Origin of the sequence: Archangium lansingense (genome assembly GCF_026626635.1) — a bacterium.
Classification (GTDB): domain Bacteria; phylum Myxococcota; class Myxococcia; order Myxococcales; family Myxococcaceae; genus Archangium; species Archangium lansingense.
On sequence record NZ_JAPNKA010000001.1, the window covers coordinates 10,336,712 to 10,357,039 of the forward strand.

21 protein-coding genes are annotated in these 20,328 nt (G+C 66.7%); 7 read left to right on the forward strand and 14 right to left on the reverse strand.

What is annotated here, in order from left to right:
- Positions 1 to 5 precede the first annotated feature (5 nt).
- Together OV287_RS41160 and OV287_RS41165 are read right to left on the reverse strand one after the other, a co-directional pair.
- Positions 6 to 284, reverse strand: a complete 279-nt coding sequence (locus tag OV287_RS41160) for an Ig-like domain-containing protein (protein WP_308809781.1) — start codon at positions 282 to 284, stop codon at positions 6 to 8.
- Positions 285 to 328: 44 nt separating this feature from the next.
- On the reverse strand, positions 329 to 1,663 hold the full coding sequence (locus OV287_RS41165) for a replication-associated recombination protein A (protein WP_267539503.1): 1,335 nt from the start codon (positions 1,661 to 1,663) through the stop codon (positions 329 to 331).
- Between the two features lie 221 nt (positions 1,664 to 1,884).
- On the opposite strand from OV287_RS41165, the gene OV287_RS41170 reads away from it, so the two are divergent.
- The 3 genes from OV287_RS41170 (at position 1,885) to OV287_RS41180 (ending at position 4,588) form a co-directional block, all read left to right on the forward strand.
- A complete protein-coding gene (locus OV287_RS41170) occupies positions 1,885 to 2,922 on the forward strand; it encodes a GspE/PulE/PilB domain-containing protein (RefSeq protein WP_267539504.1) in 1,038 nt (345 codons plus the stop codon).
- Between the two features lie 67 nt (positions 2,923 to 2,989).
- A complete protein-coding gene (locus OV287_RS41175) occupies positions 2,990 to 3,532 on the forward strand; it encodes a DUF2378 family protein (RefSeq protein WP_267539505.1) in 543 nt (180 codons plus the stop codon).
- Between the two features lie 9 nt (positions 3,533 to 3,541).
- A complete protein-coding gene (locus OV287_RS41180) occupies positions 3,542 to 4,588 on the forward strand; it encodes a serine hydrolase domain-containing protein (RefSeq protein WP_267539506.1) in 1,047 nt (348 codons plus the stop codon).
- A gap of 54 nt (positions 4,589 to 4,642) precedes the next feature.
- Here the strand turns inward: OV287_RS41180 and OV287_RS41185 are convergent, their stop codons facing one another.
- Positions 4,643 to 5,119: a hemerythrin domain-containing protein gene (locus OV287_RS41185; protein ID WP_267539507.1), complete on the reverse strand. Its 477-nt coding sequence runs from the start codon at positions 5,117 to 5,119 to the stop codon at positions 4,643 to 4,645.
- A gap of 225 nt (positions 5,120 to 5,344) precedes the next feature.
- Positions 5,345 to 6,070: a hypothetical protein gene (locus OV287_RS41190; RefSeq protein ID WP_267539508.1), complete on the reverse strand. Its 726-nt coding sequence runs from the start codon at positions 6,068 to 6,070 to the stop codon at positions 5,345 to 5,347.
- 182 nt (positions 6,071 to 6,252) lie between these two features.
- Here OV287_RS41190 and OV287_RS41195 point away from each other — a divergent pair, with 182 nt between their 5' ends.
- Positions 6,253 to 7,500, forward strand: a complete 1,248-nt coding sequence (locus OV287_RS41195; protein ID WP_267539509.1) for a hypothetical protein — start codon at positions 6,253 to 6,255, stop codon at positions 7,498 to 7,500.
- 24 nt (positions 7,501 to 7,524) lie between these two features.
- On the opposite strand, the gene OV287_RS41200 is transcribed toward OV287_RS41195, so the two are convergent.
- A complete protein-coding gene (locus tag OV287_RS41200) occupies positions 7,525 to 7,884 on the reverse strand; it encodes a hypothetical protein (protein ID WP_267539510.1) in 360 nt (119 codons plus the stop codon).
- A gap of 330 nt (positions 7,885 to 8,214) precedes the next feature.
- Between OV287_RS41200 and OV287_RS41205 the strand changes: the two genes are divergently transcribed.
- Both OV287_RS41205 and OV287_RS41210 read left to right on the forward strand, forming a co-directional pair.
- Complete coding sequence (locus OV287_RS41205; RefSeq protein ID WP_267539511.1) at positions 8,215 to 9,111, forward strand: hypothetical protein; 897 nt, start codon at positions 8,215 to 8,217, stop codon at positions 9,109 to 9,111.
- A gap of 90 nt (positions 9,112 to 9,201) precedes the next feature.
- Positions 9,202 to 9,807, forward strand: coding sequence for a Uma2 family endonuclease (locus tag OV287_RS41210; protein WP_267539512.1), 606 nt, complete (start codon positions 9,202 to 9,204; stop codon positions 9,805 to 9,807).
- A gap of 4 nt (positions 9,808 to 9,811) precedes the next feature.
- On the opposite strand, the gene OV287_RS41215 is transcribed toward OV287_RS41210, so the two are convergent.
- Both OV287_RS41215 and OV287_RS41220 read right to left on the reverse strand, forming a co-directional pair.
- A complete protein-coding gene (locus OV287_RS41215) occupies positions 9,812 to 10,717 on the reverse strand; it encodes a type VI immunity family protein (protein WP_267539513.1) in 906 nt (301 codons plus the stop codon).
- Positions 10,714 to 11,562: a hypothetical protein gene (locus OV287_RS41220; protein ID WP_267539514.1), complete on the reverse strand. Its 849-nt coding sequence runs from the start codon at positions 11,560 to 11,562 to the stop codon at positions 10,714 to 10,716. The genes OV287_RS41215 and OV287_RS41220 overlap by 4 nt, the downstream gene beginning before the upstream one ends.
- 259 nt (positions 11,563 to 11,821) lie before the next feature.
- Here OV287_RS41220 and OV287_RS41225 point away from each other — a divergent pair, with 259 nt between their 5' ends.
- Positions 11,822 to 12,637, forward strand: coding sequence for a hypothetical protein (locus OV287_RS41225; protein WP_267539515.1), 816 nt, complete (start codon positions 11,822 to 11,824; stop codon positions 12,635 to 12,637).
- A 48-nt stretch (positions 12,638 to 12,685) separates the two neighbouring features.
- Here the strand turns inward: OV287_RS41225 and OV287_RS41230 are convergent, their stop codons facing one another.
- The 7 genes from OV287_RS41230 to murC all read right to left on the reverse strand — a co-directional run bounded on the left by OV287_RS41230 (position 12,686) and on the right by murC (position 20,325).
- Positions 12,686 to 13,276, reverse strand: coding sequence for an imm11 family protein (locus OV287_RS41230; protein WP_267539516.1), 591 nt, complete (start codon positions 13,274 to 13,276; stop codon positions 12,686 to 12,688).
- On the reverse strand, positions 13,273 to 14,256 hold the full coding sequence (locus tag OV287_RS41235) for an AHH domain-containing protein (RefSeq protein ID WP_267539517.1): 984 nt from the start codon (positions 14,254 to 14,256) through the stop codon (positions 13,273 to 13,275). Before OV287_RS41235 ends, OV287_RS41230 begins: the two co-directional genes overlap by 4 nt.
- A 499-nt stretch (positions 14,257 to 14,755) precedes the next feature.
- A complete protein-coding gene (gene ftsA / locus OV287_RS41240; RefSeq protein ID WP_047859677.1) occupies positions 14,756 to 15,988 on the reverse strand; it encodes a cell division protein FtsA in 1,233 nt (410 codons plus the stop codon).
- A gap of 44 nt (positions 15,989 to 16,032) precedes the next feature.
- A complete protein-coding gene (locus OV287_RS41245) occupies positions 16,033 to 16,884 on the reverse strand; it encodes a cell division protein FtsQ/DivIB (RefSeq protein WP_267539518.1) in 852 nt (283 codons plus the stop codon).
- Positions 16,885 to 17,014: 130 nt separating this feature from the next.
- On the reverse strand, positions 17,015 to 17,959 hold the full coding sequence (locus OV287_RS41250) for a D-alanine--D-alanine ligase (protein ID WP_267539519.1): 945 nt from the start codon (positions 17,957 to 17,959) through the stop codon (positions 17,015 to 17,017).
- A complete protein-coding gene (gene murB / locus OV287_RS41255; RefSeq protein WP_267539520.1) occupies positions 17,956 to 18,891 on the reverse strand; it encodes a UDP-N-acetylmuramate dehydrogenase in 936 nt (311 codons plus the stop codon). Before murB ends, OV287_RS41250 begins: the two co-directional genes overlap by 4 nt.
- Before the next feature lie 3 nt (positions 18,892 to 18,894).
- Positions 18,895 to 20,325, reverse strand: a complete 1,431-nt coding sequence (murC, locus tag OV287_RS41260; protein ID WP_267539521.1) for a UDP-N-acetylmuramate--L-alanine ligase — start codon at positions 20,323 to 20,325, stop codon at positions 18,895 to 18,897.
- Positions 20,326 to 20,328 lie beyond the last annotated feature (3 nt).

The following is a 20,328-nucleotide window of genomic DNA, read 5'->3' on the forward strand; positions in this document are numbered from 1 at the left end:
CCACGCTACGTGAAGGTCACGGTCCCCACGAAACCCGGAGCCGGCGTGAACTCCACCGCCGAGCCATCCGCGGACACCACCACCGAGCCACCCGTGGCGGGCATGCTGACCGCAGAGACGGTGAGCGTCTCGCCGCTGTCCGGCGCACTCGAGTCGTTGGCCACTGGTAGCGCACCACGCTGCCCGTCTGGCGTTTGGGGACTGAGGCGATCCGCCACGCACAATCCGTGACAGGCAGCCCACGCGGAGTCGGGGCAAGCAGGCTGCGGTTCGACGCACCGCACCGTGCTTGCGCCTCAACAAGAATGGCGAGACCTCCGCGCGGCCATCACTCCCCGCGAGAGGCTTTGTCCTCGCGCCACCAGTGGCTCATCCGCTCGTGGATCTCCGCCTCATGGCCCTCCTTGCTGGGCCGGTAGAAGACGGAGCGATCCAGGGGCTCGGGAAGGTACGTCTGCCCGGGCACGTAGTGGTCCTTGTGGTTCCACGGCGCCTCGTAGCCCTTCTTGTAGCCCAGCTCCTTCATGAGCTCGGTAGGGGCATTGCGCAGGTGGAGCGGCGGGGCCGCGTTGGGGTGGGCCTCCACGGCCGCCAGCGCCGCATCCATCGCCTGATAGGCGCGATTGCTCTTCTTCGCCGTGGCCAGGGTGAGGGTCGCCTGGGCCACGAAGATGCGCCCCTCCGGCATCCCCACCGAGTGGAAGCCCTCCTCGCACGCGCGCACGATGCTGATGGCCTCGGGCATCGCCAGGCCCACGTCCTCCACGGCGATCACCTTGAGCCGGCGCCACAGCGCTACGAAGTCCCCTGTCTGCAGCAGCCGCGCCGCCCAGAAGATGGCCCCCTGGGGGTTGGAGCCCCTGCACGACTTCTGGAGGGCGCTGAGGAGATCGAAGTGCTCGTCCCCATCCTTGTTGTGTCGGGCCAGGCGAGTCCCCGTGGCCTGGAGGGCCGTCTCGCGGGAGATCTCCGCGCCGTCCGCGGTGAGCTGGGCCGAGAGCTCCAGCGCGCCCAACGCCTTGCGCACGTCTCCCCCGCTCCCCTCCACCAGCACGCCGAGCGCCTCGTCATTCACGGTCAGGCGCCGCGCCCCCAGCCCTCGCTTCTCGTCAGAGAGCGCCCGCAGGAGCGCGGTCCGGAGGTCCGCCGGAGTGAGCTCACGCAGCAGGAAGACGCGGCACCGGCTGACGAGTGCGGGCCGCACCTCGAAGCTGATGTTCTCCGTAGTCGCTCCGAGGAGGATGAGGAGGCCGCTCTCGACGTGGGGCAGCGCCTGCTCCTGGACGTTCTTGGCCCAGCGGTGGATCTCATCCACGAAGACGACGGTGCGCCGGTGGTACTGGTTGCGCAGGCGCTCGGCCTCGGCCACCACCTCGCGGATGCGGGGGATGCCATCGGACACCGCCGAGAGGATGACGAACTCCGCATCGACGCTCGCCGCCAGCATGCGCGCCAGCGTGGTCTTCCCCACTCCAGGAGGCCCACCGAAGAGACAGGAGACAATCGCCTTGCGCTCGATGAGCTGGCGCAGGGGAGCGCCCGGGCCGAGCAGGTGCGACTGCCCGATGAACTCCTCGGGCGTGCGCGGGCGCATGCGCTCGGCCAGGGGGGCGAAGCGGTTCACATCAACGGAAGCGGCGAACAGGTCGGGTCCAGCAGGCATCGGGAGGCGGGACCCTAACAAACGCTCCCGCCAGGAGCGATGACGACAGCCCTGGAGTGATGACAGCGGTCACCAGGTGATGGGTGCCGTCACCAGGCCGAGCACCTCCCTGGCCGAGCCAACCACTTGAAAGTGGGGCAGTTCCCAGCAGCGCGGAGCCCTTCATGGGTTGGCACACGAGACGCAAGAGCCCTCGGGAGTCACCACCAGAGGGCGCTGCGATGAAGAGACGGTTGGGAGAGCTGCTTCGGGAGGACGGGCTCGTGGATGAGCTGCAACTGCGCGCGGCGCTGGGCTTCCACAACAAGTGGGGCGTGCCCCTGGGGCAGGTGGTGGTGGACATGGGCTTCTGCACCGCACAGCAGGTGCTCGAGACCCTGGCCCGGCAGGTGCGGCTTCCAACGGTAGACCTGGACGCGGAGGTGCTGGACCCGCGGCTCGCGGAGGTGATTCCGGCCCGAGTGGCGGAGGACTGCCGGGTCGTCCCGCTGCGGCAGGAGGGGCCACGCGACTCGGTGCTGGTGGTGGCCACCACGGCTCCGGCGCATCCGCTCGCCCTGGACGAAGTGGCTCGCGTGAGCGGCAAGGCGCGGGTGGTGACGCTGCTTGCGACCGATGCCTCCATCTCCCGCGCCATCGATCGGCTCTACCATCCCCATCTCCTCGACGCGCGGCGCCCGGTGGAGCCGATTCCCCTCCCCGAGGCGGATGAGCACCTGCCCCTGGTCACGGATCGCGCCGAGTACCTGATGCTGGATCGCCTCATGGCTGGCAGTAAGGCGGCGTCCACCGTCGAGCGGAGCGAGAGCGGCCTGCCGGTGCTGGATCCGCTGACGGAGGAGTTCCCGGCCCAGACTCGGCTCGCGGAGCGGGAACTGCCGAGGGTGGAAGCGTCAGGAAAACCCACGATGGAGCCCAAGCCAGAGGTCTGGGTGTACGGCTGGGGTGTCCACGCGACCCAGGGACTGCTGAAGCTGCTGGAGGACGCGGGCCTGCGAGCGCGTGTGGCTCGCACGCAGGACGTGCGAGCTGCGAGCTCGAACACCGTGGTCCTGGCTCCGGTGCAGTCCGTGGAGAGCGTGAAGCGGCGGGGCATCCAAGCAAGGTTGCTGCTGGCGGGCCGGGCGCGAGAGGAGGAGCAGGCGTGGGCCCTGGGGGCACAGGGTTTCCTGTCGAGTCCTCTGCGCACGGACTTGTTGAGCCAGGCGGTACGCGAGCAGGTCAAAGCCCGCCCCGCGGAGTGGCGCCGAGCGGGATGAGGTGCCGGTAGTCTGTTCGAGGAGGACAGGGTCCTGTATACGGACTCGTGCCGTTGGCACGCGTATCATGCAGGACTCCTTCTCCGGTCGGGCCACGCAGGGCAGTTTCTTCGAGGGGTTGTTCGTCCACTCGCTCAAGGCAAGTGGGCCCTTCGCGGACGCGCTGAGGGAGTGTGGCTACGACCCGCGCCACCCCAAGGCCATCTACCCCATCGAAGTGTGGAACGCGGCGCTCGAGGTGGCCTGGCGCCATTGCTACCCCGGGATGGCTCGCGAGGCCGCCTACCGTGAAATGGGCCGCCAGCTCGGGCTGGGCTTCCTGCGGACGTGGATGGGCAAGGTGGTGGACATGGGCCTGCCCATGCTCGGCCCGGATCGCCTCATGGCGCGAGTCCCCAGCCTCCTGGCGCTCGACACCTTCCGCTACGACGTGAAGGTGCTGCCGCTCGGCCAGCGCCAGTACCGCGTCTCCATCCGGAAGGACCCAGACGCCAAGCCGGATCTGATCGCCGGGCTCCTGGATGCGGGACTGGGCAGGACAGGCGTCAGAGCCACCACCACGGTGACGATGCGAAACGGGCAGGACTTCGACGTCGACGTAAGCTGGTGACCGTCCCCCATGCCTACTTCCGCTTCTCCTGGCTCGCCCGCCGACACAATCCTCCGTGCCACCCAGCGCTACCTGCGCGCGTACCCCTCGGCCGCGCTGTGCGTGGGCCTCACGCACCGCGGAGAGCACCACGTGCAGGCCCTCCGTGGCGAAGGGCCGCTCCCCGCGACGAACTCGCTATACGAGCTGGGCGCGCTCACCCAGGTCTTCACCGGCACCCTGCTCGCGCTGTTGGTGGACCGGGGCGAGGTGAAGCTCGACACACCGCTGAAAGAGCTGCTCCCGCTGCCGCTCCTGCCGGATGAGGCCGCGGGCCACATCACGCTCGAGCAACTGGCGACGCACACCTCTGGCATGCCGCGCCTCCCGCCCAACCTGCGGACCCCTCAGCAGAACCCGGCCGATCCCTACGGCCACTACACCGCGGAGCTCTTCGGGGCCTTCCTGAGGAGCTACCACCCTCGTCACCCGCCGCCGCAAAAGTACGCCGAGTCCGTCATTGGATTGGGCGTGCTCGGTCACGCCCTCTCACGCCGGGTGAGGCTCAACTATGGGCATGCGGTGAGGGACTTCCTCTGCACGCCGCTGAAGCTGGGCGACACCACCGCGGTCCGCCTCTCCGAGGAGCAGGAGCGGCGCCTGCTTCCCGGCCACACCGCCCGGGGCATGCAGGTACCGGGCTGGACCTGGCCGGCACTGCCCGGAGCGGGAGCCATCCGCTCGACGGTGCCTGACCTGCTGCGCTTCCTCGACGCGAACCTCGGGCGCGAGGATGCCGGACTCGGCCAGGCCCTGCGGCTCACGCACAGCCCGCGCGTGGAGGCTCGCGGCAAGCGCGTGGGGCTCGGGTGGCTCGTCTCCAACATGGGTGGCAAGCCCGTGGTGTGGCGCTCCGCGATGACGGGCGGTTACGCCGGCTTCATCGGCTTCTCGGCGGAGGCGGACACCGGGGTCGTCCTCCTGTCGGACCACGCAGGCTCCTTCCTCGCCTCTCTCCTGGGGCGAGTGCCCGTCGAGGAGGCTGGCTTCACGCTCCTCTCCAGCTACCTGCGTTAGCGGTAGCCGCACGGGCAGGCAGCCGTACCCCGCTCCTCTTGGGCGCTAGCCGAGCTAGAAGGTTCCGAGCTGAGAGTCATGCGAGACGGCCGGAAGAGCTCCTGGCTGCGTCAGCTCGCTTACTCCCCGCGCCAGCTCATTGCCCAAGCGCGCGAAGTGCTCGGCGGAGAGCAACCGTCGCACCTGGGGAAAGAGAACGGACCGCTCCTCGGCCACGTGCGCTTCGACGGACTCGCGGAGGCTGATCAGCGCGGGCTCGAACTGCATGTCGCTGACGTCGAGGTGCAACATCTGGGTGATCAGCGCCGTGGCCTCGGCATGGTCGTCATAGGAGTGGCGGATCAGCTCGCTCGTCTCGGCCAGCTTCACCTCGGGGTAGAAGAAGCGCTCCTCGAGATGGGTATGAAGGGTGAGCAGGTAGGCGAGGCGGCGGAACAGGTGGGTTCGCTCTTCACCACTCGCCACCGCCACCTGCTGGAAGAGGAGCTCGGCTTCCTCGTGCTGCCGCGTCAGGAGTTCGATCGGATCCATACGAGGACGCTCGGCATTGGCGCGTCCGGGGGCAAGCCGCTCATCCCCGACCGCCGAGCAGCCGGGCACGAGTCATTGACGCTACTGGCTGGCACGGTGGTTCTTCGCGGCGAGCCAGGCGCGCCACTCCTTTCGGCTCTTCGGATGGAACTTCTCGAGCGAGTCCAGCTTCGACGCCTTCTGGGTGGCCACGGGCGATCTCCCGGCTCGACTCTGGGGAAGCGGCTAGAAGATGCCTGTGCCCCTCAACTGCCCCACGATGTTGGCCTGATAGAGGACGGTGGAGGGGAAGATGAATCCAGTGCCGAGGAATTGAATCTGCCCGGTCAGGAGGGTCCCGTCTTGCAGGAAGAACACCTGCATCAGACCGTCCTTGATCTGAAGCACGTTGGCGAACAATCCACCGTTCAGGTTGAACTGGTTGAAGGGACCCGCGGCGGCGATGTTGATGTCGGGCACGATGTCCAATCGCCCGGCCACCGGGTCGGCTCCCACGAAGGCGAAATCGATTGCCGCCTGGGAGCACCGGGCCTGGAGGAGGTTGGTGAGTGCGGAGTTCGTTGCGAAGCGGATGGCGCCCGGCTCGGGGAACGTGTCGGGGGTGCCAGAGAGCAGGATCAAATCGTTCGGGTTGATGCCGTTGTCGGTCCCGACGAGGGTGATGGGGCCCGTCAGGAACAGCACCCCGGTCCGCTGGAATGGCCCGCTCGGAGTCAGCCCCGAGAGCACCACGTCGTATAAGGCGAATGGCCGCCCGGGGAGAGGGGGTGCCAGGAAGCCGCAACGAGAGAAGAAGAGCTCGATCTCTGCTCTCAGGCCGGGCTCGATGGGCAGCGTGCTGAACTGAGGGATCTGTAACGGTTGCGCGCGGGCGGTAAGGCCCAGCAGGAGCCCGGCAACCAGGAGAAAACGCAATGCCGAGAGGGCACGTCGTGGATTCAGCCAGGACATGGCCTTCCCCTTCCAGTGAGTGAATACACGCGTGTGAATAACGGTTGGGGGGAATACCCACAAACGCCGGGAAGTCCGCTGTCAGGGCCTGTTGCGTACACCCGAGGGCTCGCGGGCCGGGCCGGGCCTCCAGCAGACAGGAGAGACCTCTGAGGCTCGCGAGCCCGGCTATGCTTGGACGCATGACACGAGTCCTCTCGCTCCACGGCCGCTCCTGGCACCTGGCGTGCAACCTGCGCCGAGCCCTGTTCGTCCTCGCACTCGGACCCCTGTGTCTCGAAGCGCGGGCAGCCCCCGCTCCGTCCGAGGCCTCCGCGCAAGCTCCCGCGCCCTCCGTCCTTTTCGCCCGCGCCTGCGACGCTCTCGAGGCCGGAGACCTGGACGGCGCGGCGAGCCACATCCTCACGCTGCGCCAGAGTCTTCCCGAGCGCCCCGAGCCACGCCTGCTGGAGTCACTCCTCGCGCTCAGACGCACCCGGCCTTCACTGGGCTGGCATGACGCCTTCACCCAGGCATGGAACGGCATCGGCCGGCCCGACTTCAGCGAGTCGCCATTGCTGCCGGAGGAGGAGGAGCCGCTCGCCACGGGCCCCGGCCCGGAGGAGGTCTGGAAGCAGGAGCTCTCGGCCGAGCAGCGCTTCGTGGTCGCGCTCTCCATGCCCCTGGATGCCGAGCGAGCCCGCGCACTCATCCAACACATCCCCGTGGTCACGCTCCCCGAGTTGCTCGTCCCCATCGCCGAGTACATCGAGCGAGACAAGCTGCCCGCCCCGATGCGAGCCCAGCTCCGAACCACCCTACGAGCCCGGCTCGCCGCGCTCTCCACCAACTACCCGGAGTCCATGCAGCTTCGCGCCCTGCTCCTCCTGGAGGGGACGGACTCCCAGGCGCCCTTCACTGCTCGGGAGATTCAGGAGCTCGAGGCTCTGTCCAAGCTGAGCGACTGGCGCCAGAGCGATTTCGTCTCGCTCAACGGGTACGCGCTGCGCCACTTCGAGGCCACCGGGATTTCCCGCCCGGAGAACCATGCGTACACAGTCGCGGTCATGGCACTGGTCAGCCCCGTGCCCTGGCTGCTCCAGAAGCGCACCGAGGCCTCGCGAGACACGCTCACGCCCACCGAGCGCCAGCGCCTGGGCGAGGCCCTGTGGCGCATCGGCTCGCGCCTCTCCGAGGAGTCCTCCATCGTCGAGCGGCTCGTGGGGCTCAACGTCATGAAGAAGGCCGCCACGGAGTTGGGGGACGAGGAGCGCCTGCGACAGGCCACGGAGCGCAGCACGGACTCACGGGCCAGCTACGCGGCCTGGCAGAGCGCGGTGCCCCACCGCTGGCCCCTGCCCTCTCTGCGGAAGGAGATGATTGAGTCATCCATGCGCGACGAGGTGGCTCATATGCACGCCTTCCGGGCCCCCGAGGCCAACAAGCAGTAGGAGCTGGAACCAGGAGAACGGCGCTCACTCAGCGCGTCGCCGCTTGGCGCGAGGACTCCGCTTCGGGCGTCGTTCTGGCTTCTGGATGGTGATTTCGTATTCGGTCTCCCGCTCGGGGAAGCGGACGAACTCCGCTCCCTCCGTTGCCAGGAATTCATCCAGGAGACGGATGATTGCTTCGAGCGTGCGCTCCAGGTCGCACGCGTTGGCTTCGTAGACTTGCTGGGCCCACCATGTGGGGAGATACCGCCACTTGGGGTGCCGCTTGTAGATCCACTCCCTGAATTGCTCGTGCTGGCTCTTCTGCCCTGTATCTCCAAGGGCACTCTCATAGCCATAAATATACATGTGAAGATGATCGAGCTCGAAGTTCGGAGCGAACATCCTCGGGCGCAAGCAGATGTGGCGTATGTGCTCGAACAGGCTTCCTGCATTGAGTCTCACAGGGCTCATGGCAACTCGCTCACCAACTGCATTGAGAGGTCCCGCTGAGACGTGCAGAGCTGCAACACATGTCTGGCTGGCACATGCACCGCAGGTGATGCCACGGCCCACGTGGCACTCAGTTGTGTCACTCTCCATGTCGGCTCAATCCCGGAAGCGTAGCACCTTCACCTCCGGCCGTGTGCCCTACACACTCCTCCAGACGCGCGGAAAGCCCCGGCTCGAAGTCACTGGCGTTTCGGGCGGGCCGGTGCTGTAGCGCGCATTCTCATGACACGCGCCATTCGCTCCCGGATTCTCGCGGCCATCCTTCCTGCCCTCTGCGCCTGCGCCACACCCGCATCCACCCAGCGCGCCCCAAAGGACGCCGTCACCCTCCGCTTCGCCTGGCCCGAGCACCTCGCCGCTCGCGTCTCCTACTCCGTCACGATGAACAGCCCCCTGGGCAACACCCAGGTCCAGCGCCGCTACTGGCTGACCGTGGCGCCGACGGAGGAGCAGGGCCACTACCAGTTCGTCCCGAGTGACATCGAGGTGTCTCCGCCCCAGTTCGCCGCCATGGTGGACCCGGTGCCCACGGTGCACTTCGACGACGAGGGCTGCTTCCAGGGCATCGACATCTCCGAGAACCTGCCGGGCCAGCAGATGCTGGAGGTACTGCCCATGGAGCCGGAGAAGAAGGCGGAGCTCCTCGAGAACCTGGTGGCCGCGCAGGAAGAGTCCGCACTGGAGTACTGGGATCGGCTGGTGGGGAACTGGCGCGGTGTCACCCTGGTGCCCGGCGAGCCGGTGCGGCGCGAATCGACGATGGTGGTGGGCACGGGCTTCATGGAGAAGAAGGAAGTGGCCGCGGACGAGCACACCTCCATCGAAGTGGGAGTCCCCTGCACACCAGACGCCCAGGAGCGGCGATGCGTGCGATTGACCGTGGATCTGCAGCCGGTCGGCCAGTCCGAGGCGGGGACGGGCCCCATGGCGAGCAAGCGCTTCGAGCTCGTCACGGACCCGGACACGCTGGTGCCCTACTCCACCCGGTTGATGCGCATGGACAGGGTGGACTGGGGCGAGGACGGCGGCGCTCAACCCCTCAAGGAGTTCCTGCAGGTGGAGGAGTACGTCTACACCTACGGCGCCCAGCGCATGCCTCCCGGCTCGAACCCGCTCTGAGCGCTGTATCGAGCCCTCCTGTGCTCGGCGGGTCTGGCGCACGCGGCCTCGGCATTGCACGACACGAGGGACATGCTGAAATCATCCCTCATGGCCACCCGTCGCCCTCCTGAGTCCGAGTCTAGCGAGCGCAACGCGCCGTCCGTCGAGGCGGACTTCCAAGCGGCGCCTGCGGAAATGGTGGCGGAGCTCCTCGATGGGGAGCTGCACCTCAGCCCCCGCCCGGCGCGTCCCCACACCAACGTGGCGTCACGACTGGGGATCATCATCGGAGGACCCTTCTGGCTCGGCACAGGGGGACCGGGTGGATGGGTCATCCTCTATGAGCCGGAGCTGCACTTCGGCCCACGCCCGGACAAGCTCGTCCCGGACCTCGCCGGCTGGAGGCGCGAGCGCATGCCTGATGCCCTCGGAGGGGACGAGGCACCGGCGCACTACGAGCTCGCACCGGACTGGGTGTGCGAAGTGCTCTCCGAGCGCACGCGGCACATGGACAAGGGCCCGAAGATGCGCATCTACGCCCGCGAAGGGGTGCGGCACCTGTGGCTCGTGGACCCGCTGGCCCATACACTCGATGTGTTCCGGCTCGAAGGGAACCACTGGATTCTGGTCGAGACCTTCGCTGGCGAGCAGCGGGTTCGCGCTGAGCCCTTCGAGGCCATCGAGCTCGAGCTGGCCCTACTCTGGTCCAGATGAGGCATCAGTCGAGGAAGCGACGCTCCCATCGGCGCACGTCTTCGTCGGAGAAGCCACTCCAGTTGCCGCGGTCCATGTACAGCCAGGGTTCCAGCACGTGTGCCAGCTCGCGGTAATCAGGCAACGTGCGGCCCTGCTCCAAGTCACCCGCCTCCGGCCATTCCCCTAGCGTCACCACGGCCCGCTCACCATCGAGTTCCTGCACGGTGGTGTCAGGCGCGCGCAGGCGCTCGCGCAGGCCCGCGGCGCCTCCGAGCGCCCCCAACACGGGCTGGCCCAGGAAGTTCAGCCAGTGCACTCCCTTCACCCGGGTGCCGATGGAGAGCGAGTCGAAATGCACGCCTGGAATGTCCAGGCCGGGATAGCGGAAGGACATGTCGCGGATGGCACCGGTCGTTCCGACGACGCTCTCTGGGAAGTTGAAGCACAAGCCCCCATGTCCGGAACTGAAGGGCAACTCTGCTGCCAGTTCCAGCGCCAGTTCCCGCACGCGTCCCGGTCCGTGCGCTTCCAGGTATTCCGTGGGGAGGATGAAGGACAGCGCGCTTGTCACATTCTTTTCGAGCAGCCGGCCATGGTAGAGGACCTCGTACCCCGTGGTGGCACCAGCAAACTCTCTCAGCCAGACCTGGGCAATTGGCTCGTCGAACATCTCGCGCCGAAGAAACGCCCAGCCCTTGTCGTCGAGCTCCTCCCAATCGCCACTGTACGGATCGACATACCAACCGAGTACCTGGGGCCCGATGGCACGGAGGTACACCTCCAGGCAGCGCATCACCTGCTGGATGATCTCCTGGTGGGAGCGCCGCATGTAGAAGGTGATGCTCACGCTCTCCCGGATGTACAGGGAATGGCGTTCACCGCCCAGGACCGAGTAGAGGCGAACGCGTGGATAGTGATCACTCATCATTTGATCCCCTGAGGCGTGGCAAAGCTGGGCTTGCTTCTCCCCTCAAGAAGCGCCTCTTTGTACATCGCGCCTTGATCGTATGGGTAATGAGGTTGACCCCTGGTGGACGGCCGCCAGGACGGCGGATTCTCGGCCGGGCAGGTGAACTTGAAGTCGTAGACGTGCCGAACCTGGTTCGGATTGCCCGATACGTGAATCACGATATCGGGTACCAAGGCCCCCCACAGCATGCTGGTAAGCCCGAGCTGCAGCCACTCCTCCACCTGCTTGGGGTCAACCCATCGCCACAGCCTCGTGCGGGAGTCTTTCTGGTAGGTGGGCTCCACCCTGACGTTCTGCGTGAAACGTTCAGCGAATGCCTTCCGCGCGCAATCGAGGGCCACCTCGTGCTTCTTGGCTCCGAGTTCCATGGCGCGCGTCACCTCCTTGCCGCCCTCCATGCGCACCACCTTCTTGCATTGTTCCCTGGTGGGCTCCCGTCCCTGGAGTTCCTCATCCTCACTGTTGACCTTCTCATTGGCTTTCTGGGCGCAGTCGGTCAGCACCTGCTCGATGACCTTAATGTCCGCGCCCTCCAGCATCACTGACATGGTGGTGGCGGCGTGGGCGGCGTCCACGGCACGAGACACCCAGGGAATGACTGCCTCTTCTCCCGGCAGGGTTTTGTAGCAGGCAGGGTTGCGCAGGCAGCCAGCTGTCGCAGAATCCGTGGACTGTGCGTACTGGACCGGTGCACGGCGGCTGGGGCTCAGCATACTCACCACCGGCCCTCCCGTGGCGCATCCGGCCAGCAGCAGGAGAATGAGCAGGAGCGGTATGTCGGACGCGAGGGACCGGGTGGACATACCTCAGCTTCCTACAGGGGGGTGTACTTCGAGTGTAGTGGATTCCGATGTGGTGGACCGCTCCCTACCGCGAACCCGATGCCGGCGCGATGGAGCATGAATCGATGAGATCTCGACGAACCTTCCCTCATCGCAGGAGAGTGCACCTGTGCAGTAGGCCGCCCCCTGATGCACCGGGTACCTCCTGGAAGTCGGGCCCGGCCCATGCGAACAAGGGCATCAGGCCCCCTGCAGGCTCGGGGCCTAGGGAGGAGCATGCGTGGACGAGCAGAAGCAGGCCGAGACCAGTGAGGAGAATCCGGAGCAGTTGGGGCCGTACCAACTCCAGGAGCAGGTGCCGCAGGCCGCTCGCGGCCAGGAGGAGCTCTATCGGGCCACGCACGAGACGAGCGGGGCAACGGCCCTGGTGCTCAAGCTCAACGCCGATCAGGGGGCGGTAGCGCTGAAGGATTGGCGGGTGAGTCTCATCTCCTCGTCGGCCTCAACTGGCTACGTCGCCATGCAAGTGGAGCAAACCCCATGGTCCAGGGCCCCCGACAGGCAGTCGGTGGAGTCGCTGGTATTCACGTTCGAAAGTGTGAGCGAGGCCGTGCGGCGCATGGCCCGCGCCGTCCCTGAGAATTATGAATCCCGCCCCCGGTGGCGCCTGGGATTGAGCATGGCGAGCGCCGCTGCGGTGTGCGCCCTGCTCCTGGCGCTAGTCCATCTGGCCCCCGAGTCCCGGCCCCCGAACAGCCCGGAGCCGTTGACGAGCGCTCCACCAGCGCCCATGTGCCACGAGGAACCCACCGGTGTGGCCGTGGATTCCGATGCCCCGCCCAATGCGCTCACCCTGGTCCAGACGGAAGACCCGAACCCCTCTGGCATCACCTACCCGCTTCCCGCGAAGCCCTTCGGCAACCAGGCCAAGGCCCCCTGCAAACCCAGGAAGGGCGAGGTGGAAATCAACGGCGGATGCTGGGTGGCGTTGGAGAAGCGCCCGCCCTGTTACGACGATCAGGCCGAGTACCAGGGCAAATGCTACCTGCCCGTCGCCGAGCGCCCGAAGCCCGAGCCGAGTGCCATCCAACCGTGAGGTCAGGGCCCTCAGCGCCATGACGCAGCACCCTACTGGATACCAGAGTTACGAAACCTCGACGAACTTCGTGCCTGTGATGCCCTCCTCCTCCATTGCTTGTTTGAGGCGCTCGGAGACGAGGAGGGCCACACTCCAGCCCCAGGGACGGAAGATGTGGGAATCACCCACTTTTGTTGGATCGATGCGCATGCCGGCAACGACTCGGTACTGCCCCACCTTGTCAGGGTCTCCGTCCTCCGGACGCCAGTAGCGCACCTCTTCGCAGCGCGCATCATCGATGCAACGGATGACGCGAAGCGCATTGAGGATGAAGTACGGCTCGGCTTGCCCCTCCACCTGAGCGGGTAGGAACTGCACCTGTTGCAGCAAGCCAAGGCGCGCACAGAGGGACACAACCCGGCCATGGACCACCGGGATCGTGAGCGTGGTGAAGCTGAAGTCGAGAGCACTCCCAGGACGAGCCTGACGCAGCACGAGTTTGCCATGCGCATTGATGAAGCACCCCTTATCGAATTGCCATGGGTCAACCTCTTCGCCGTGCTCATCGACGGGATCCGCGAGGACCCAGCGACCACGAATGCGCATGTCACTGAGCAGATCGTAATACCTCATGAACATCCTCAGGTCTGGCTTCAAGACTTCGTCGACAGACGGTGAAGTCTGGTTCCGGGAGTGCAGACTTCATCTGAAATCCGTTTCAGCTCGTCCACCAGTTTGGCTCGACACAACTGCTTGGTCTTACAGCCCTTGATGGCTTCCCTGAGCCGTCTGTGGACCTCCTCATGATACGCCTCGGGGTGAGGGCCTCCATGGTCCTTCAAGAAGACTTGGTTCTCACCTGCATCCAGGGTCATTCCAGCTTGTGCGAAGATCGCCTCGAACAAGGGTGTCCAGGGGCCACCTCTCAGGTCGGATATCTCGTTCTTGTTCGTAGCAAGGTGGTGCCAGGTGAAGCCTGTCACTTTGAGCAAGCCATCCTTGCAAGCACTGCGGAATACCTGTGCCGTATTGCCGGCTGACACTCCCGCTACCAACAAGGAGCCATCCGCCATGGCCTGGACCGACGTGGCCTGAACGGAGACAACCTCGGACAGTTCCATCCCTCCCACGAAAGCAAGGCGCCGCTGCTTGAGCCATGCCCAAGCCCCGCCTGGAGGCACCCTCGGTAGCCCCTTGGCCACTCCCCAACTTGCCACCGCCACCAGTATCCGGAAACCCACGCCGCCCATCGTCCTGCCAAACCGTTCTGCGGCCGCCTCGATCTGCGCCAGAGTACGGAGCCCTTGAGTGTCTTGATATAGGGCCCAGGCAGCAGCACCCGCATGAGCGATTTCCGCGATGGTGAAGACAGAGGCCAACAGCACCGTGGCAGCCATAGCGAAGCTCTTGGTAAAAATGGGCTCGGGCGCTGCCCAGGCGATGAGGTAGACAACCAGAGCGGTAGCAACTCCCGCGAGGAAGGCGGGGTCCTTAAAGAGAGCCTGGGCGGCCTCACGCATGCCAACGGGCATGTAACGGGGTGACAGGCGCAGGGCCATGAACAGGGCGCTCTCCTTCAGGCAGTCGGGCAATGGAACAAACGGAGTGCCGTAGCGGGCGATAAACTGCTCGTGCAAGGAGTGATCCCAAAGATCAGCCCCTCGCGAACCTGAGCATTCTGAGAACGAAGCCGTCCTCAGGATCCTGGGCGGTTGCCTGGCCAGCGCCTCCCGGAACTCGCTCAGCGCGCTCCGAGCCTCCTCCTCGGAGAAATGCTGTAGGGCCAGTTCCGATGAGAGGGGCGAGAAGGCAAGACGGAGTCTGCCATCCGGCAATTGACTCACCTGCACATCCGGCCCTTCCTTGGAATGAGAGGGCCACTCCCGAAGGGTGCTGGCGGGCATTGCACAGGAGGCGTGCACCAGCAACAGACCCAGAGCGAGAGTCAGACGAAGAGCCCGGTCATTGGCCATGGATTATCGCCCGCAGTTCTCAAGGGAATCATTGTTCGCGCCCGATACACCTGCGCAAAAGTGCCGGGTTCTTGAATAGCTTCGCCCGCGTCTCACTAAAAAAACCGGGGCCGCTGGGAGGAGAGCGGCCCCGGTGGGGTACGGCAAAGACTGACAGAACTGCCTAGAAGATCTCCTCGAGCCACTCGCGCATGCGGCCCTTGACCTTCTTGTAGACGTTCTCCTCGCGGATGCGGAACATCCGCCGGTCCAGGTGCTTTGCCCCGTACACCACCAGACCCACGCCCGTGGCGTACATGGGGCTCTTCACCACGTCCACCAGCCCGCCAATCCCGCGCGGCATGCCCCGGCGCACCGGCAAGCCAATCACTTCCTCGGCCAGCTCCGGCATGCCCGCCAGCAGCGTCGAGCCACCGGTAATCACCACGCCCGAGGCCAGCAGGTCCTCGTAGCCGCACTTCTGGATCTCCCGGTGCACGAGCTGGAAGATCTCCTCCACGCGCGGCTCCAGGATCTCACACAGAATCTGCCGCCCGAGCACTCGCGGCTGCCGGCCGCCCACGCTCGGCACCTCGATGGTCTCGTCCTTGTTCACCATCGATGCCAGCGCGCAGCCGAACTTCTGCTTGATGCGCTCGGCCTCGTGCGCCGGGGTGCGCAGGCCAATCGCGATGTCGCTCGTCAGGTTGTTGCCGCCCAGCGCAATCACCGCCGTGTGCACGATGGAGCCGCCCGAGAAGATGGCGATGTCCGTCGTCCCCCCGCCGATGTCGACGAGGCACACGCCCAGCTCCTTCTCGTCCTCACCCAGCACGGCCTCGGCCGAGGCCAGCGGCTGCAGCACGATGTCCGCCACGTTCAGGCCCGTGCGGTTGGCGCACTTCACGATGTTCTGCGCGCTCGACACCGCACCCGTGACGATGTGCACCTTCGCCTCCAGGCGCACCCCCGCCATGCCCAGCGGCTCCTTGATGCCGCCCTGGTCGTCGATGATGAACTCCTGCGGCAGGACGTGGATGACCTCGCGGTCCAGCGGAATCGCCACGGCCTTGGCGGCGTCGATGACGCGGGCGATGTCCGGCTCGCGCACCTCCTTGTCCTTCACCGCCACAATCCCCTGCGAGTTGAAGCCCTTGATGTGGCCACCGGCGATGCCGGTGTACACGTGGGAGATCTCCGCTCCTGCCATCAGCTCGGCCTCCTCCACCGCGCGGCGGATGGAGGACACAGTCGCCTCGATGTTGACCACCACGCCCTTGCGGAGGCCCTTCGACGGGTGCGTACCGATGCCGATGATGTCAATCCCGTTGTCGGTTAGCTCGCCGACGATGGCGCAGATCTTCGTCGTGCCGATGTCGAGGCCGACGATGATCTCCCCGGACTTCTGCTTCGCCATAACAACCCTCCCAGGCCCCCCACTCTCGTGAAAGGGGCTCGTTCCTACTGCGAGGCCCCGCTCCTCTCGGACACGGGGCTCGAAAGTTTCACCGCCACCCAGCCGGGCCGAGCCCGGTTCTCCAGGTGGATGACCTCCGCGGCCAGGCCGCGGGCACGCAGCTCCTCGCGCACGCGCGAGAGCCGCTGAAGTTTGGCGTCCGTCTCACCCTCGCCCAGCCACGCCTCCGTCCCGTCCGCCAGCACCAGCACCAGCCCCTCTGCCGCCACCCGCACCTCGCTCAGCCGCTCGCGCTTGCCGGGCTCGGTGGCCGCGTAGGCCCGCGCCACCTCCAGCGCCTGGCGGAAGCGCTCGCGCGTCTTCGCCTCGTCCGCCAGGTAGCCCTCCCGGTCCATCCCGGTCACGAGCGGCAGGTCCAGCTTGTCGCCGGGCTGCAGCCGCTTGAAGGGCTCGCCGTCCTCGGCCACCAGGTACAGGTCTCCCAGCGCCGCCAGCGCCGCCGGCATGTGCTCCACCACTTCCACGGACACGCTGGAGGGGAAGTGGCGCCGCACCTCCACGGTGCGCACCCAGGGGTGGGTGGACATGGTGCGCTCCAGCGTCTCCACGTCCAGCGACCACAGGTTCTGCCCCACCGTCAGCCCGGACAGCTTGAGCAGCTCGCCCGGCGTGGCCCGCTGCAGCCCGCTGAAGGAGGTCTCCTTCAAGAGGAAGGTGGGCGAGGACAGCGCCCAGCGCCGCAGCTCGATACCGCCCCACACCAAAGCGCATGTCAGACCGGTCAGTAGAATCACCTTGAGCACGCCAGGACCGTGAGAGCGCACGGCTCCCGTCACCGCCTCCTTCGTCTGGGCGGCGTCCTGGCGACGACGATTCTTGGACTTACCGAAAGCCATGGTGTGCGTCGGCGCATGCTGCGCCCGGTTGGATCTCCACGCCAGTTTTTCGCTACAGACACGTCGCTGTAGCGCCCGGGTCCCCTGAAGGGGACCAGCAAGTCCACTTCATTCTGAGGGGGAGGGCCTCTCAGGCCTTGAGAGTGGCCCCTTGCAGCAGCCGCTCACAGAGGCCCGGGAAGTCGATGCCCCGGCCCGCGGCGATCTTCGGCAGCAGGCTGGACTCGGTCATTCCAGGCAGCGTGTTGATCTCCAGCAGGAAGACTTCTCCGGACGGAGTCAGGATGACGTCCGAGCGGGAGCATCCACTGCACTCGAGCGCACGATGAGCGGCAAGGCAGACCTGGTTCACCCGCTCATACTGATCCGGCGGGAGGGGTGCAGGGAAGAGGTACTGTGTCGTTCCGCCGGACTGGTACTTGGCCTGGTAGTCGTAGAACTCCCGGGCGGCCACCACCTCGATGACGCCGAGGGCCTCGTTGTCCAGGACGCCGCCCTGCACCTCGCGGCCCTTGATGTACTGCTCCACGAGGATGGAGCCGGCGAGCTTGGACGCAGCCTCGACAGCGGTGAGGTACTCGTCACGCGTCTTGCAGATGAAGACGCCCACGCTGCTGCCCTCGCGGGAGGGCTTGACGACGACGGGGAAGCCGAAGGGGAGCGAGTCGGCGGCGGCCCGGGCCTCGTCCCCGGTGCGGAAGGCGCGATAGGGAGGGGTGGGGATGCCGTGGGCGATGAAGACCTGCTTGGCGAAGACCTTGTCCATGCCCAGGGAGGAGGCCATGACGCCGCTGCCCGTATAGGGGATGAACATGCACTCCAGCAGACCCTGGACACAGCCGTCCTCGCCGTAGCGGCCGTGGAGGGCGATGAAGGCCACCTCCACCTTCTCGGCGGCGAGGCGCGCGGGCAGGTCCTTGCCCACGTCGATGTCCACCACGTCGTAGCCAAGCCCGCGCAGGGCCTTGGACACGGCGGCGCCCGTGCGCAGGGACACCTCGCGCTCGGAGGACAGGCCCCCGAACAACACACCCACCCGCTTCCGCTTCAGCTCGTCCTTGGAGAAGCCGCTCATGGCTGGAAGACCCCTACACGCTTGACTTCGGGTTGGAGCTCGACACCCCGCTCCTCGCGCACGCGAGTCTGCATCAGGGTGAGGAGGGAAAGCACGTCATGGGCGGTGGCGCCGCCCAGGTTGACGATCCAATTGGCGTGCAGGGTGGACACCTGCGCGCGGCCGATGACGTGGCCCTTGAGGCTCACGCTCTCGATGAGGCGCCCGGCGAAGTCGCCCGGCGGATTGGCGAAGACGCTGCCGAAGTTGGGCTGGCTGAGTGGCTGGCTGCGCTTGCGGTAGGCCAGGTCCTCGTCCATGACCTTCTTGGAGACCTCGAGGTCTCCTTTGGGCAGCAAGAAGCGCACGCGCGTCACCACGCCGCCCGGGGGCAGCTCCGTGTGCCGGTAGCGGTGGGGAATCTGGGCCTTGGAGAGCCACCCCACCCCGTCGGCGGTGGCCACCTCCACGGCCTCCACCACGCGGTAGCACTCGCCATTCTTGGTGCCCGCGTTCATGGTGGCCGCGCCGCCCAGGGTGCCGGGAATCCCGGCGAGGAACTCCGCCCCCACCAGTCCGTGGGCTCGCATCTGGTTGCAGAGCCGAACAATGGCCGCGCCCGCGCCGAGGGTGAGTCTCCCCTCCTCCGCGCCCACCTCGGCCTGCTCGGGGAACAGGTCGCTGGGAAGCTTCACGGTGACGCCGGGGATGCCGCCATCGCCCACGAGGGTGTTGGCGCCTCCGCCGAGCACGGTGAGGGGCACGCCCTCCTCGCGCAGGAAGCGGAGCAATGCCACCAGGGCATCCGGGGAGCGCGGGCGGACGAGCGCCTCGGCGGGGCCCCCCACGCGCACACTGGTGAGAGGCGCGAGCGGCGCATTCGCCGTCACCTCAACGCCGGACAGGCGCCCCAGCCGCTCGGGCAGGGACGATGAGGAGAAGCCCGCGGCCATGCCCTAGTCGCCCTTCGCCGTGCCGTGCTGTTTGAGGAGCTCGATGAGCTCCGGGCCCACCTGGGTGATGTCGCCAGCGCCCAGGGTGAGGACGATGTCGCCCTCGCGCAGCCGAGGCAGCAGCGTCTTGGCCAGGTCGGTGCGCTTCTCCACGAAGGTGACGTCGCGGTGGCCGTGGGAACGGACAGCCTCGACCAGGGCGTCGCCGGTGGCGCCGGGGATGCGCTCCTCGCCCGCGGCGTAGACGCTGGAGACGAAGACGACGTCCGCGTCGTTGAAGGAGGTAGCGAACTCCTTCATCAGGTCATGGGTGCGCGTGTAGCGGTGGGGCTGGAAGGCCACCACGATCCGCCGGCCGAAGGCGCGCCGGGCGCCCGCGAGCGTGGCCTGCACCTCGGTGGGGTGGTGCCCGTAGTCGTCCACCACGGTGACACCGGCCACCTCGCCGCGCACGGTGAAGCGCCGCTGCACACCGCCGAACTCGGACAGGGCGGTGCGCACCACGTCCAGGGGGATGTCCATCTCCTCGGCCACGGCGATGACGGCCAGGGCGTTGAGGGCGTTGTGCGCGCCCACCATGCGGACGCGGAACTCACCGAGCGGCTCGTCGCGCCGGAAGGCCTCGAAGCGGGTGGTGAAGCCCTCCAGCCGGATGCCCTCCAGCCGGTAGTCCGCCATGTGCGAGCTGCCGTAGGTGACGAAGCGCTTCTCCAGGCGCGGCAGCAGCGACTGGACGTTGGGGTTGTCCAGGCACAGGACGTTGAGGCCGTAGAAGGGCACTCGGTTGCAGAAGGCCGTGAAGGCGTCCTTCAGGTTATCCAGCGTGCCGTAGTGGTCCATGTGCTCCGGGTCAATGTTGGTGACCACGGTGATGGACGGGTGCAGGTGCAGGAAGCTGCCGTCGCTCTCGTCGGCCTCCACCACCATCAGCTCGCTCTTGCCCAGCTTGGCGTTGGAGTCGAGCACGTTCACCTTGCCGCCCACCACGGCCGTCGGATCCAGGCCCGCGGCGGAGAGGACGGTGGCGACCATGGAGGTGGTGGTCGTCTTGCCGTGGCTGCCCGCGACGGCGACGGCGTACTTGAGCCGCATCAGCTCGGCGAGCATCTCCGCGCGAGGAATGACGGGAATCTTCCGCTGGCGCGCGGTGACGACCTCGGGGTTGTCCTTGCGCACCGCCGAGGAGATGACGACGACGTCCGAGTGGACGAGGTTCTCCGCGCGGTGGCCCTCGAAGATGGTGGCGCCCATGCTCTGCAGGCGGCGGGTGATGTCACTGGCCTTGAGGTCCGAGCCGGACACCTTGTAGCCCTGGTTGAGCAGCACCTCGGCGATGCCACTCATGCCAATGCCGCCGATGCCCACGAAGTGCACGTGCGCGGCATGGCGCGTCTTGAAGAGGCTCGCGGGCCTGGCGGGGCGGTTGTTCGTCACGGA